Source organism: Rhodobaculum claviforme (genome assembly GCF_016653255.1).
Taxonomy (GTDB): domain Bacteria; phylum Pseudomonadota; class Alphaproteobacteria; order Rhodobacterales; family Rhodobacteraceae; genus Rhodobaculum; species Rhodobaculum claviforme.
Map to the genome: position 1 here is coordinate 1 of NZ_NHSD01000300.1, position 12,096 is coordinate 12,096.

The 12,096-nt window shown below is 70.6% G+C and carries 16 protein-coding genes; 9 read left to right on the forward strand and 7 right to left on the reverse strand.

What is annotated here, in order from left to right:
* Window positions 1–213: Rrf2 family transcriptional regulator (locus CCR87_RS13850; RefSeq protein ID WP_201158140.1), on the reverse strand; the 213-nt coding region annotated here is incomplete at its 3' end.
* Between the two features lie 197 nt (window positions 214–410).
* Between CCR87_RS13850 and CCR87_RS13855 the strand changes: the two genes are divergently transcribed.
* Both CCR87_RS13855 and CCR87_RS13860 read left to right on the forward strand, forming a co-directional pair.
* Window positions 411–1,064, forward strand: coding sequence for an alpha/beta hydrolase (locus tag CCR87_RS13855; RefSeq protein WP_201158124.1), 654 nt, complete (start codon window positions 411–413; stop codon window positions 1,062–1,064).
* A 111-nt stretch (window positions 1,065–1,175) separates the two neighbouring features.
* The gene (locus tag CCR87_RS13860) at window positions 1,176–2,390 is read left to right on the forward strand and encodes an NADP-dependent isocitrate dehydrogenase (protein WP_201158125.1); all 1,215 of its coding nucleotides are present in this window, start codon (window positions 1,176–1,178) and stop codon (window positions 2,388–2,390) included.
* A gap of 78 nt (window positions 2,391–2,468) precedes the next feature.
* On the opposite strand, the gene CCR87_RS13865 is transcribed toward CCR87_RS13860, so the two are convergent.
* The 5 genes from CCR87_RS13865 to CCR87_RS13885 all read right to left on the reverse strand — a co-directional run bounded on the left by CCR87_RS13865 (window position 2,469) and on the right by CCR87_RS13885 (window position 6,029).
* Complete coding sequence (locus CCR87_RS13865; RefSeq protein ID WP_201158127.1) at window positions 2,469–3,002, reverse strand: adenine phosphoribosyltransferase; 534 nt, start codon at window positions 3,000–3,002, stop codon at window positions 2,469–2,471.
* A complete protein-coding gene (locus CCR87_RS13870; protein ID WP_201158128.1) occupies window positions 2,999–3,874 on the reverse strand; it encodes an S-methyl-5'-thioadenosine phosphorylase in 876 nt (291 codons plus the stop codon). The genes CCR87_RS13865 and CCR87_RS13870 overlap by 4 nt, the downstream gene beginning before the upstream one ends.
* A 75-nt stretch (window positions 3,875–3,949) precedes the next feature.
* Window positions 3,950–4,744: a metal ABC transporter permease gene (locus CCR87_RS13875; protein ID WP_201158141.1), complete on the reverse strand. Its 795-nt coding sequence runs from the start codon at window positions 4,742–4,744 to the stop codon at window positions 3,950–3,952.
* Between the two features lie 5 nt (window positions 4,745–4,749).
* The gene (locus CCR87_RS13880; protein ID WP_420850178.1) at window positions 4,750–5,529 is read right to left on the reverse strand and encodes a metal ABC transporter ATP-binding protein; all 780 of its coding nucleotides are present in this window, start codon (window positions 5,527–5,529) and stop codon (window positions 4,750–4,752) included.
* Window positions 5,526–6,029: a Fur family transcriptional regulator gene (locus tag CCR87_RS13885; protein ID WP_201158129.1), complete on the reverse strand. Its 504-nt coding sequence runs from the start codon at window positions 6,027–6,029 to the stop codon at window positions 5,526–5,528. Before CCR87_RS13885 ends, CCR87_RS13880 begins: the two co-directional genes overlap by 4 nt.
* Before the next feature lie 143 nt (window positions 6,030–6,172).
* Between CCR87_RS13885 and CCR87_RS13890 the strand changes: the two genes are divergently transcribed.
* Window positions 6,173–7,198 carry a zinc ABC transporter substrate-binding protein gene (locus CCR87_RS13890; RefSeq protein ID WP_338048930.1) on the forward strand — a complete coding sequence of 342 codons (1,026 nt, stop codon included), beginning with the start codon at window positions 6,173–6,175 and terminating at the stop codon, window positions 7,196–7,198.
* Between the two features lie 48 nt (window positions 7,199–7,246).
* Here CCR87_RS13890 and CCR87_RS13895 read toward each other — a convergent pair whose 3' ends face one another.
* On the reverse strand, window positions 7,247–7,750 hold the full coding sequence (locus CCR87_RS13895; RefSeq protein ID WP_201158131.1) for an outer membrane protein assembly factor BamE: 504 nt from the start codon (window positions 7,748–7,750) through the stop codon (window positions 7,247–7,249).
* A 149-nt stretch (window positions 7,751–7,899) separates the two neighbouring features.
* Between CCR87_RS13895 and CCR87_RS13900 the strand changes: the two genes are divergently transcribed.
* The 6 genes from CCR87_RS13900 to CCR87_RS17340 all read left to right on the forward strand — a co-directional run.
* Entirely contained in the window at window positions 7,900–8,466 is a 567-nt protein-coding gene (locus CCR87_RS13900) for a YceD family protein (protein ID WP_201158133.1), read from the forward strand.
* A 179-nt stretch (window positions 8,467–8,645) separates the two neighbouring features.
* Window positions 8,646–8,852, forward strand: a complete 207-nt coding sequence (rpmF, locus tag CCR87_RS13905) for a 50S ribosomal protein L32 (protein WP_201158135.1) — start codon at window positions 8,646–8,648, stop codon at window positions 8,850–8,852.
* Window positions 8,853–8,971: 119 nt separating this feature from the next.
* A complete protein-coding gene (gene plsX / locus CCR87_RS13910) occupies window positions 8,972–10,180 on the forward strand; it encodes a phosphate acyltransferase PlsX (protein WP_201158137.1) in 1,209 nt (402 codons plus the stop codon).
* The gene (locus tag CCR87_RS13915; protein WP_201158138.1) at window positions 10,177–11,142 is read left to right on the forward strand and encodes a beta-ketoacyl-ACP synthase III; all 966 of its coding nucleotides are present in this window, start codon (window positions 10,177–10,179) and stop codon (window positions 11,140–11,142) included. Before plsX ends, CCR87_RS13915 begins: the two co-directional genes overlap by 4 nt.
* A gap of 94 nt (window positions 11,143–11,236) precedes the next feature.
* Complete coding sequence (ihfA, locus tag CCR87_RS13920) at window positions 11,237–11,539, forward strand: integration host factor subunit alpha (RefSeq protein WP_201158139.1); 303 nt, start codon at window positions 11,237–11,239, stop codon at window positions 11,537–11,539.
* A gap of 76 nt (window positions 11,540–11,615) precedes the next feature.
* The coding region (locus CCR87_RS17340) for a MerR family transcriptional regulator (RefSeq protein WP_242512021.1) at window positions 11,616–12,096 on the forward strand (481 nt) is incomplete at its 3' end.

Consider the following 12,096-nt stretch of genomic DNA (forward strand, 5'->3'; position numbering starts at 1 on the left):
CCATATCTGGAGCAGTTGTTCGTGAAGCTGCGGCCCGCGCACCGACTCCACCAGCCCTGCGCGCCGCAGCTTCACGAACAACTGCTCCAGATATGGCTGCGAGACATTCTGGCGCCGCGACACCTCCGCCAGCGACACCAGCGCCCCCTCCGGTGCCAGCGCCAGATCGACCAGCGCGACCATCGCATACCGCCCCTTGGTGGACAGCTTCATCCCCATCGCCTCCCAGCGCCGACCCGTGGCGGGCCGCATTTTCCCGCCCCGCCCACGTTGACCTGCGACGCGGTGCCGCTTACGTGAACCCGAGCGCCGGCGCCGTCCCGATGCCGGCTTAGAAACGTTCTAGGCACGCGGGGCCCTGCGGTCAACGCACCCCCGTCCGCCGCTCCAAGGAAAGACAGGCCGCAAGCATGCCCGAAGTGATCTTTGCCGGCCCGGACGGCCGCCTCGAAGGCCGCTATCATCCCCAGCCCGAACGCGACGCGCCCATTGCCCTGATGCTGCATCCGCATCCGCAGTTCGGCGGCACCATGAACAATCGCGTGGTCTACAACCTGCACTACACCTTCCACAAGCTGGGCTTTGCGGTGCTGCGGTTCAACTTCCGCGGGGTCGGCCGCAGCCAGGGTGAATACGACCAGGGCATCGGCGAGCTGTCGGACGCGGCCTCCGCGCTCGACTGGCTCCAGGCCAACAACCAGAACGCCAAGCACTGCTGGGTTGCCGGGTTCTCGTTCGGCGCCTGGATCGGGATGCAGCTCCTGATGCGGCGCCCCGACATCTCGGGCTTCATCTCGCTGGCGCCGCCGGCCAACCTCTATGACTTCTCGTTCCTCGCGCCCTGCCCCGCGTCGGGGCTGATCGTGAACGGCACCGCCGACCGCGTCGCCCCGCCCCGCGACACCGAGGCGCTGGTGGCCAAGCTGCACGAGCAGAAGGGCATCACGATCACCCACGAGCAGATCGACGGCGCCGGCCACTTCTTCGAGGACCCCCACATGGACCCGACGATGGCGATGGTGTCGGCCTATGTGAAGCGCCGCCTCGGCGAGACATCGCGCTGAGGCGCAGCGGAAGCTGCGGCATAGCCGTATACCTCCGCATACCATCTTCCCACGCGGCGGGTTTGCCGCTATGACACCCGCAAACACCCACCCCCGCGCGGAGGACTGCCCATGTCGAAGATCAAGGTAGAAAACCCCGTCGTCGAGCTCGACGGCGACGAGATGACCCGGATCATCTGGGATTTCATCAAGCAGAAGCTGATCCTGCCCTACCTCGACATCGACCTGAAGTACTACGATCTGGGGATCGAGGAGCGGGACCGCACCAACGACCAGATCACCGTCGATGCCGCCCACGCCATCCAGAAGTACGGCGTCGGCGTGAAATGCGCCACCATCACGCCGGATGAGCAGCGGGTGGAGGAGTTCGGCCTCAAGCAGATGTGGCGCTCGCCCAACGGCACCATCCGCAACATCCTCGGCGGCGTGATCTTCCGCGAGCCGATCATCTGCCGCAACGTGCCGCGCCTCGTGCCCGGCTGGACCCAGCCCATCGTGGTCGGCCGCCACGCCTTTGGCGACCAGTACCGTGCCACCGATTTCCGCTTCCCCGGCCCCGGCAAGCTGACGATCAAGTTCGTGGGCGAGGATGGCGAGGTCATCGAGCGCGAGGTGTTCGACGCCCCCGGCGCGGGCGTCACCATGGCGATGTACAACCTCGACCAGTCGATCATCGACTTCGCCCGGGCGTCCATGAACTATGGCCTCGTCAAGGGCTGGCCGGTGTATCTCTCCACCAAGAACACCATCCTCAAGGCCTATGACGGCCGCTTCAAGGACCTGTTCCAGAAGGTCTATGAGGAGGAGTTCGCGGACAAGTTCAAGGCCGCCGGCATCACCTACGAGCACCGCCTGATCGACGACATGGTGGCCTGCGCGATGAAATGGTCGGGCGGCTATGTCTGGGCCTGCAAGAACTATGACGGCGACGTGCAGTCCGACACGGTGGCGCAGGGCTTCGGCTCTCTCGGCCTGATGACCTCGGTGCTGATGACGCCGGACGGCCAGACGGTGGAGGCCGAGGCGGCGCATGGCACCGTCACCCGCCACTATCGCCAGCACCAGGCGGGCAAGGAGACCTCGACCAACTCCATCGCCTCGATCTTCGCCTGGACGGGGGGCCTCAAGCACCGCGCCAAGCTCGACGGCAACGACGCGCTCAAGACCTTTGCCGAGACGCTGGAGAAGGTCACCGTGCAGGCGGTCGAGGACGGCCACATGACCAAGGACCTCGCGCTGCTGGTCGGCCCGGATCAGAAGTGGCTGACGACCATGGGGTATCTGGAGAAGGTGGACCAGTACCTCGCCAAGTCCCTCAACGTCTGAGGAAGGACGCGCGCGGGATCAGCCGCACGCGCTGGATCTGCGACCGGCCGGCACCCCTGGGTGCCGGCCGTTTGCGTTTCAGTGCCCGTCGAAGTCGCACAGCGCATGCACGTCCATGCCCAGCGCCTCCAGCCGCTTGCGCCCGCCCAGGTCCGGCAGGTCCACGACAAAGGCGCAGCCCACCACCTCGGCGCCCAGCCGCTCGATCAGGCGGATGCCGGCCTCGGCGGTGCCCCCCGTCGCCAGCAGGTCGTCGACCAGCAGCACCCGTTGGCCGGGGGCCAGCGCGTCGTCGTGCACCTCCACCACCGCCTCGCCGTACTCCAGGGTGTAGTCCTGCGCGATCGTCGTGCCCGGCAGCTTGCCCTTCTTGCGCACCGGGACGAAGCCGGTGCCGAGCTGGTGCGCCACCGCCCCGCCCAGGATGAAGCCCCGCGCCTCCAGCCCCACGACCTTGTCGATGCGCTGGCCCGCATAGGGGTGGAGCAACTGGTCGACCGCCATGCGGAAGCCCCGCGCATCGGCGAACAGGGTGGTCACGTCGCGGAACAGGATGCCGTCCTTGGGGAAATCCACGATGGTGCGGATGTAGTCGCGGACGCTGACGCTCATGCCAGAACCCTCCCCGCGACGGCATCGAGGCGCGCCACCAGCGCCGGGTCGCGGCGTTCGGGCGCTGTCAGCACCGCGTGGTCCAGCGCCCGGTCGCAGCCATGCGGGCACGGCGCGCGATCCCCCCCCAGCAGCCCCGGCAACCGGCGGATCAGCGCGCGGGCGTTGTCGGCATTGCCCGTCAGCGTGGCCACGATGGCGGTGATGTCCACCGCGCCGTGATCGGGGTGCCAGCTGTCATAGTCGGTGACCATGGCGACGGGGCAGTAGCAAAGCTCCGCCTCGCGGGCCAATGCGGCCTCGGGCATGTTGGTCATGCCGATGACGTCGCAGCCCCAGACCTCGCGGTACAGCTTCGATTCGGCCTGGGTGGAGAACAGCGGCCCCTCCATCGCCAGATAGGTGCCGCCGCGGTGGATGCGGATACCCTCGGCCGCGGCGGCCTCGGCCACCGCATCGGCCAGCCGCGCACAGGTGGGGTGCGCCAGGCTGACATGCGCCACGCAGCCGGGGCCGAAAAAGGACTTCTCGCGGTGGATGGTGCGGTCGATGAACTGGTCCACCAGCACGAAATCGCCCGGCGCCATCTCCTCGCGGAAGGACCCGCAGGCGGACACGGCGATGACGTCCGTCACCCCCAGCCGCTTGAGCGCGTCGATGTTGGCACGGTACGGCACGGTGGTGGGGGTGTGCACATGGCCGCGCCCGTGGCGCGGCAGAAAGGCGATGGGCACGCCCCCCAGCCGCCCCACCAGGATCTGGTCGGACGGGTCGCCCCAGGGGGTGGCGACCGCGCGCCACTCCGCCCCCTCCAGCCCGTCGATGCCATAGACACCCGAGCCGCCGATCACGCCGATGAAGGTCTCCGCCATGCCGCCTCCGCTGAATTTGCGCGGCGACGATAGCGGGGCGCGCGGCGGGGGTGAACCTGAAATGCAGCCGCAGGATTAGCGCAGCCGCATGAGCGCCCCCAGCGACAGCGACAGCGCGAACGCCACCGCCGCGACCGACACGATGGACGGCCCCGCCGGCGTGTCCCAGATCAGCGAGGCCCGCAGCCCGGCCCAGATCGACAGCGCACCGATCGCCACCGCCCAGACCGCCATCGCCTCGGGCGAGCGGGCGAAGTTGCGCGCCGCCGCCGCCGGCACGATCAGCATCGCCGCGATCAGCAGCGCCCCCACCACCTTCAGCGCCACTGCCACCACCACCGCCAGCGCCAGCGTCAGCACCAGCCGCTCGCGCGCGGGCCGCAGGCCGGCGGCATGGGCCAGATCCTCGGACACGGTGGCCGTCAGCAGCGCCGACCAGCGCCAGACCATCAGCCCCACCACCAGCGCGGACCCGCCCGCGATCACCGCCAGGTCGTGCCGGCTGACGGCCAGGATATCGCCGAACAGAAACGCGCTCAGGTCCACCCGCACATTGGGCAGGAACGACACCGCCACCAGCCCGAACGCCAGCGCCGAATGCGCCAGAACCCCCAGCGTGGTGTCCACCGCCCAGCCTCGCCCCGTCAGCGCGGCGATCGCCAGCGCCATCGCCAGCGCCACCCCCAGCGTGCCGATGAAGATCGAGATGGAAAACGCCAGCGCCAGCGCCACGCCAAGGATCGCGGCATGCGCGGTGGCATCGCCGAAATACGCCATCCGCCGCCACACCACGAAGCACCCCAGCGGCCCGGTGGCCGCGGCCACGCACAGCCCCGCCAGAAGCGCGCGCACCATGAAATCGTCCAGCAGCCCCATCATCCCACCTCGCGGTCGCGGACGCGTTCGGGCTCCAGCGCCGCCGGCTCGGCCACGCCGCCGTGGTCGTGGGCGTGGTCGTGGTGGTGGCGATACAGCGCCAGCGCCCCCCCGGTGCCCAGCCCGAACAGCTTGCGGTATTCCGGCGCGTCCAGCACCGCCTGCGGCGTGCCCTCGCAGCAGATGTGGCCGTTGACGCAGATCACCCGGTCCGACGCGCTCATCACCACATTCAGGTCATGGCTGACCGAGAGCACCCCGCAGCCCAGCTCGGCCCGCACCGCCGCGATCAGCCGGTAGAACGCGGCCGTCCCGGGCTGGTCGAGGCCCTGCGTCGGCTCGTCCATCACCAGAAGCTCCGGCTCCGCCAGCAGCGCGCGCGCCAGCAGCACGCGCTGGAACTGCCCGCCCGAGAGGGTGGTCATCGGCTGCCCCTCGATCCCCGGCACGCCGACCCGCTCCAGCACGCGCGCCTGTACGGCGGCACCCTGCCGGCGCGGCAGCGACAGGAACCGGCGCACCGGCATCGGCAGCGCCGCGTCGATGTGCAGCCGCTGGGGCACATATCCCACCCGCAACCCCGCGCGCCGCGTCACCCGCCCGCGCGCCGGCGGCAGAATGCCCAGCAGGGCGCGCAACAGGATGGTCTTGCCGGCACCGTTGGGGCCGACGATGGTCACGATCTCGCCGGCGCGGACCTCCAGATCGACGTCGCGCAGCACCGGCCCGCCGCCGAACGCAACCGCCAGCCCGCGCGCGGTGATGAGTGCCGCGCTCACGCCCGGGCCCGGCAGGTCGGGCACAGGCCGACGGCCTCCACGCTGGCACGCTCCACGACAAAGCCCGCCTCGGCCGCTCCGGCCTCCAGCACGCTGCGCACGCGGGCGCCGGCGGCCTCGGCCACCGCATCGCAGGATCGGCAGATCAGGAACACCGGCGCATGGTCATGGGCCGGATGCAGGCAGGCGACATAGGCATTGAGGCGCTGGACCCGGTGCGCCAGCCCCCCCGACACCAGGAAATCCAGCGCGCGATAGGCCACCGGGGGCTGGCGGCCGAACCCCTCGGCCGCCAGCCGGTCGAGGACCTCGTAGGCGCCCATCGCGCGGTGCGCCTCCAGCAGGATCTCCAGCGCGCGCCGGCGCACCGGCGTCAGGCGCAAGCCCTCGGCGGCGGCATGCGCCTCGGCCTGGGCCAGCGCGGTGGCGGTGCAGCGGGCATGGTCGTGCCGGCAGAAGGCAAGGTCGGCCCTGGGGGTATCCCCGGCGGTCACGGTCATGGCGGGCTCCCTTGACTGTAATGGTATAACATATGATATGGCGCGCGATGTTCACCAGCACAAGGGACGACCCCATGACCCCACGCGCGCTTCTCCTTAGCACCACTTTCACGACGCTTGCCATGGCCCCGGCGTGGGCGCAGGTGCCCGCCGTGGTCGCCGACACGCCGGTGGTCCATTCGCTTGTGGCGCAGGTGATGGGCGATCTCGGGACGCCGACGCTGCTGCTGGATCGCGGCGGCGACCCCCACAGCTTCCAGCTGCGCCCGTCGCAGGCCCAGGCGATCGCGAGCGCCGATGCCGTTATCTGGGTCGGTCCGGAGCTGGCGCCATGGATGGGGCGCGCGATCGAGGGGACGGGGACGTCGGGCCGGGTGCTGACGCTTCTGGATGTGGAGGGCGTGACGCTGCGGGCCTTTGCCGACGGCCACGCGCATGACCATGACGACGACCACGATGACGATCACGATCACGATCACGATCACGAAGATGATCACGCACATGACCACGACGACCACGCGGAAGCGCATGGCCATGACGACGACCATGATGATCATGCGGACGCTCATGACCACGACCACGACGACCACGCCCATGACGACCACGGGCATGACCACGACGATCACGGGCACGATCACGCCCACGACGGCACCGACCCGCACGCCTGGCTCGATCCGCGCAACGCCTCCGTGTGGCTCGGTGCGATCGCGGCGGATCTGTCGGCGCTCGACCCCGACAATGCCACCATCTATGCCGCCAATGCCGACGCCGCGCAGGCGGCCCTCGTGGCGCTGGAGGACGAGGTCCGCGCCACCCTCGCCCCGGTGGGCGATGCCCCGATCGTCGTCTTCCACGACGCCTACGGCTATTTCGCGCACCGCTTCGGCGTGAATGTCGCGGGCACCATCGCACTGGGAGACGCCGCGGCACCCGGTGCGGCGCGCCTGACCGAGATGCGCGCGATGCTGAGCGACGGCGGCATCGCCTGCGTCTTTCCCGAGGTCAACCACACCTCGCGCCATGTCGACACGGTGATCGAGGGCACCGACACCCGCGTCGGCGCGATGCTGGACCCGGCGGGCGTCGAGATGGAGTACGGCCCGGAGTTGTATTCCACGCTGATGCGCACGCTTGCCACGCAGATCGCGGACTGCGTCACCGAGGGCTGACGGTCCCGCCCGGACACCGCGCCGCCCCCATCGGGGCGGCGCCGCGCCTCAGTCCACCAGATCCGAGGCCGAGAATCGCCCGACATTGCTCAGGATGCGCGAGAACAACCCCTGCTCGCGCACCGATGTCTGGGTCACGCGGCGCGACAGCGGCACGGCCTGACCGTCCTGCAGGGTGAAGCGCTCTATGTTGCTGACGACGCCGCGGCCGTCGAAGGTGATGGCCAGCAGGTCGCGCGACACCTCCACGGCCGGGCGGGGGGCCCGCTGTTCCCAGCGCGACCCGACATAGAACCACGCATCATCGGACACCAGCGCCGTCGCCCGGGGCGGGCCGATGGCCGCGGCGACATCGTCGCGCGTGGCGCGGCCGACCTCGATGCCCGAGACCAGCGAGTCGTCGGGCACATAGCCATGGTGGCGGATCTGCGGGCTGCACGCCGCCAGCGCCGCCGAGACGGCCACCGCCGCCCCCAGCAGCCCCGCGCGCCGCCATCGGCCTGCCCGCTCGATCCCTGTTCCGGGCCTGTGCCCGGGCGTCCGCGCCGCCATGTGTGCCCCTTGTCCCGCACCAAGTGCTCGCATATCTGACTATCTGACGGTGGGTGTCGGTTCAAGCTGGGATGGACGGCAACAGCCGCCGGTGATGCGCGGTGGTGCCGTCAAGTGTCCGTGTATCTCGCGTGGGAGGGGTGGCCGTGATGAACAACGAGACCGCAACGGTGTCCGTGCCGTTGGGAATTTCACATCCGCTGAGCGTGGCGCGCCTGCCGCGGCGGCGCCCGACGCAGTTCGACATCCGTCCCGATGGCGCCGCGCTGGCGGAAATCGCCGGGCTGGTGGGGCTGTCGGACCTGCGCAAGATGCGCTTCACCGGGACGCTGTCGCCCGAGGGCGCGGCGGGGTGGGTGCTGTCGGCGCAACTGGGCGCGACGGTGGTGCAGCCCTGCGGCGTGACCCTCGCGCCCGTGACCACCCGCCTCGACGAGGCCGTGGTGCGCCGCTACCTGCCCGACCTGACGCTGCCCGACGCCGCCGAGGCCGAACTGCCCGAGGATGTCGACGCAGAGCCGCTGGGGTCGGTGATCGACCCTTCGGCCGTGATGATCGAGGCGCTGGCGCTGGCGGTGCCGGATTTCCCCCGCGCCCCCGGCGCAACCGTGGGCGAGGCGGTGTTCACCGCGCCCGGCGCGACGCCGATGCGCGACGCCGACGCGCGGCCGATGGCGCAGCTTGCGGCCCTGCGCGACCGGATGACCAAGGGCTGACGGCGCCACCCGGCCGGCGCCGCACGGCAAAGTATTTTGCGCCGACCGCCGCCTGTGCGTCTTGGCGCGGGGGGCAAAGGGGTGTATGGCCCCCCGACACAACTCAATCCGCCCCGGCGGGTCCGGTGCGGCCTGCCTGATTTCGACACATCCGATCCAGCCAAGTTTGAGGTCCCACCATGGCCGTGCAACAGAACAAGGTCACCCGCTCCCGCCGCAACATGCGGCGTTCGCATGATGCGCTGGTGGCCGCCAACCCCAACGAATGCCCCAGCTGCGGCGAGCTGAAGCGCCCGCACCACGTCTGCCCCTCCTGCGGGTGGTACGCCGGTCGCGAGGTCATCGCCCGCGGTGACGAGGTCGAACTCGACGAAGACGCGGCCTGAGGCGTGCCCGGCCCGGGTCGTCGCGCGACGTGCCACAGGCGCGTCCGCCCCGGGTCCGCACGTCGGCGCGCGCACCGGCAACAGGCGAGGAATCGGTCGGCGATGACTGAGGGCATGCGATGACGGCTGAGCGCCCCGGCGCACCCCCGGACCATGCCCGGCGACGGGATCACGCCAGCGACGCCGTCGTGATCTCGGTCGACGCGATGGGCGGCGACGAAGGTCCCGCGGCGGTCATCGGCGGGCTGGAGCTGGCGGCCGAACAGAACGGCACCATCACCTTCCTGCTCCACGGCGACCGTGCGGTGCTGGACCCGATGTTGCAGCGCAAGCCCGGCCTTGCGGCGCGCTGCACGGTGGTGCACGCGCCGGCCGCCGTCACCATGACCGACAAGCCCAGCCATGTGGTCCGCCACGGGCAGGACACCAGCATGTGGTCGACCCTCGAATCGGTGCGCGGCGGTGCGGCGACGGTGGCGGTGTCCTGCGGCAACACCGGCGCGCTGATGGCGCTGTCGATGATGCGGCTGCGCAAGCTGCCGGGTGTCAACCGTCCTGCCATCGCCTGCCTGTGGCCCTCGCGCAATCCGCAGGGGTTCAACGTCATGCTGGACGTGGGCGCCGATGTCCGCGCCGATGCCGAGGACCTGTTGCAATACGCGCTGATGGGCGCCGCCTATGCCCGCAACGGGCTGGGGCTGGAACGCCCGCGCGTCGGCCTGCTGAATGTCGGCACCGAGGAGCACAAGGGCCGCGCCGAGCTGCGCGCAGCGCTCGAGATGATCGCCGAGGCCGCCCCCGGCGGCGGCTTCGAGGCGGTCGGCTTTGTCGAAGGCAGCGACATCCCCTCCGCCCGGGTGGACGTGATCGTCACCGACGGCTTCACCGGCAATGTCGCGCTGAAGACCGGCGAGGGCACCGCCCGGCTCGTGCGCGACTTCATGGGCGAGGCCTTCCGCAAGAGCCTGCTGTCGAAGATGGCCGCGCTGCTGGCGCTGACCTCGCTGCGGCGGCTGCAAAAGCGCATCGACCCGCGCCGGGTGAACGGGGGCGTGTTCCTGGGGCTGAACGGAACGGTGGTGAAATCGCACGGCGCGGCCGACGCGACCGGGGTCGCGGCCGCGGTGCGGCTGGCGGTGACGCTGGCGCAGGCGGGCTTCCAGCAGGCCCTCGCGCAGCGCATGGCCGGTGCCCCCCCACAAGCCACGGCACAGGCCGCACCACAGCCCACACCACAGGCCGAGCCGCTGCCCGCGGATCAATCCGGCCCCCGGATCGACGGGCGCAGCCTCGATCCGGTTCCGGGCCCCGGCGGAGGGACGCCATGACCCTGCACAGTGTCGTGCGCGGCGCCGGGCATCGCCTGCCCGACCGCGTGGTTCACAACTCCGAGTTCGAGGCGCGCCTCGACACCTCCGACGACTGGATCCGCTCCCGCTCGGGAATCGAGCGGCGCCATTTCGCAGCCGAGGGGGAATACACCTCGGACCTTGCGCTGGCGGCGGCGCGGGCGGCGCTGGCGGATGCGGGGCTCGGACCCGACGACATCGACGCGGTGATTGTCGCGACCTCCACGCCGGACTTCACCTTTCCCGCGGTGGCCACGCTGGTCCAGGGGCGGCTTGGGATGACGCGGGGGTTTGCCTATGATGTGCAGGCGGTGTGCGCGGGGTTTGTCTATGCGCTGGCCAATGCCGACGCGCTGATCCGCGGCGGCCTTGCGCGGCGCGTGCTGGTGATCGGCGCCGAGACTTTCAGCCGGATCATGGACTGGACCGACCGCTCCACCTGTGTGCTGTTCGGCGACGGCGCGGGCGCGCTGGTCCTCGAAGGGATCGAGGGGGACGCGGCGCGCGGTATCCTTGCGGTGGACCTGCAATCCGACGGGCGGCAGGCGGGCATCCTGCATGTCGACGGCGGCGTGTCCTCGACCCAGACGGCGGGCCATCTGCGGATGCAGGGCAAGGAAGTGTTCCGCCACGCGGTGGAAAAGCTGGCCGCGACCGCGACCACGGTGCTGGAGCGCACGGGCGCCACCGCCGGGGATGTCGACTGGCTGGTGCCGCACCAGGCCAACCTGCGTATCATCCGCGGCACCGCAGCCAAGATGGGCCTGCCGATGGAGCGCGTGGTGGTCACCGTCCAGGACCACGGCAACACCTCGGCCGCGTCGATCCCGCTGGCGCTGTCGGTGGCGCATGCCGACGGCCGTCTGAAGCCCGGCGATCTGGTGCTGACCGAGGCGATCGGCGGGGGTCTGGCCTGGGGCTCGGTGCTGCTGCGCTGGTGAGCGGGCGGCGGCACTGGCCAGGCGCGGCCAAGTGCTTGATGTTGACACGCGATTTCACTTGCCCAATGCTCGGCGCCAAACAGTGGGGGGACCGATGAGCGACAAGACACTGACGCGGATGGACCTGAGCGAAGCGGTGTTTCGCAATGTGGGCCTGTCACGCAACGAATCCGCGACGCTGGTCGAGAGCGTTCTGCAACACATCTCCGACTCGCTGGTGCAGGGCGAGACGGTCAAGATCTCGTCCTTCGGCACCTTCAGCGTGCGCGACAAGGGGCCCCGCGTGGGCCGCAATCCCAAGACCGGCGAAGAGGTCCCGATCAGCCCCCGCCGGGTCATCAGCTTTCGCCCCTCGCACATCATGAAGGATCGTGTGGCGCGCGGGAACGCGGGCTGAGCCGGGCGCGCAGGCGCGCATCGGACGGGCCGCGCGCACCCGCGCCCTGCCCGGCCGGATCAGGGCGGAGGCTGGCATGACGACCAAGGCACCCGAGGCGTTTCGAACCATCGGAGAGGTCTCGGACCTGCTGGCGACACCCGCGCATGTGCTGCGGTTCTGGGAGAGCCGGTTTCCGCAGATCAAGCCGGTGAAGCGCGCCGGCGGCCGGCGCTATTACCGGCCCACCGACGTGGCCCTTCTGGGCGGCATCAAGCGCCTCCTGCACGACGACGGCATGACCATCCGCGGCGTGCAGAAACTGCTGCGCGACCATGGCGTCCGCCATGTCTGCGCGATGGCCCCCGCGCCCGAGGACGCCTCTGACGCGGCCCCGCAGGCGCCCCGCACCGATCCCTCCGGGGCGCCGGAGCGCGACATGGCCCGGCAGGCCGCCGCCGCGTCGGACGGCACGGCCCCGGAGAACGTCGCCCCGGACATTCCCGCCCCGGCCATTCCAACGCCGGACATTCCCGCGCCGGACGGGGCTGCCCCCGACAGCCCCCGCAGCCGCGTGA

What these genes read in the sequence shown, in the direction of transcription:
- CCR87_RS13865 (WP_201158127.1), bottom strand. Translation starts at nt 3,002, where the DNA reads ATGAGCGTCAGCGTCCGCGACTACATCCGCACCATCGTGGATTTCCCC.
- rpmF (WP_201158135.1), top strand. Translation starts at nt 8,646, where the DNA reads ATGGCCGTGCAACAGAACAAGGTCACCCGCTCCCGCCGCAACATGCGG.
- CCR87_RS13870 (WP_201158128.1), bottom strand. Translation starts at nt 3,874, where the DNA reads ATGGCGGAGACCTTCATCGGCGTGATCGGCGGCTCGGGTGTCTATGGC.
- CCR87_RS13915 (WP_201158138.1), top strand. Translation starts at nt 10,177, where the DNA reads ATGACCCTGCACAGTGTCGTGCGCGGCGCCGGGCATCGCCTGCCCGAC.
- CCR87_RS13900 (WP_201158133.1), top strand. Translation starts at nt 7,900, where the DNA reads ATGAACAACGAGACCGCAACGGTGTCCGTGCCGTTGGGAATTTCACAT.
- CCR87_RS13860 (WP_201158125.1), top strand. Translation starts at nt 1,176, where the DNA reads ATGTCGAAGATCAAGGTAGAAAACCCCGTCGTCGAGCTCGACGGCGAC.
- CCR87_RS13895 (WP_201158131.1), bottom strand. Translation starts at nt 7,750, where the DNA reads ATGGCGGCGCGGACGCCCGGGCACAGGCCCGGAACAGGGATCGAGCGG.
- plsX (WP_201158137.1), top strand. Translation starts at nt 8,972, where the DNA reads ATGACGGCTGAGCGCCCCGGCGCACCCCCGGACCATGCCCGGCGACGG.
- ihfA (WP_201158139.1), top strand. Translation starts at nt 11,237, where the DNA reads ATGAGCGACAAGACACTGACGCGGATGGACCTGAGCGAAGCGGTGTTT.
- CCR87_RS13855 (WP_201158124.1), top strand. Translation starts at nt 411, where the DNA reads ATGCCCGAAGTGATCTTTGCCGGCCCGGACGGCCGCCTCGAAGGCCGC.
- CCR87_RS13885 (WP_201158129.1), bottom strand. Translation starts at nt 6,029, where the DNA reads ATGACCGTGACCGCCGGGGATACCCCCAGGGCCGACCTTGCCTTCTGC.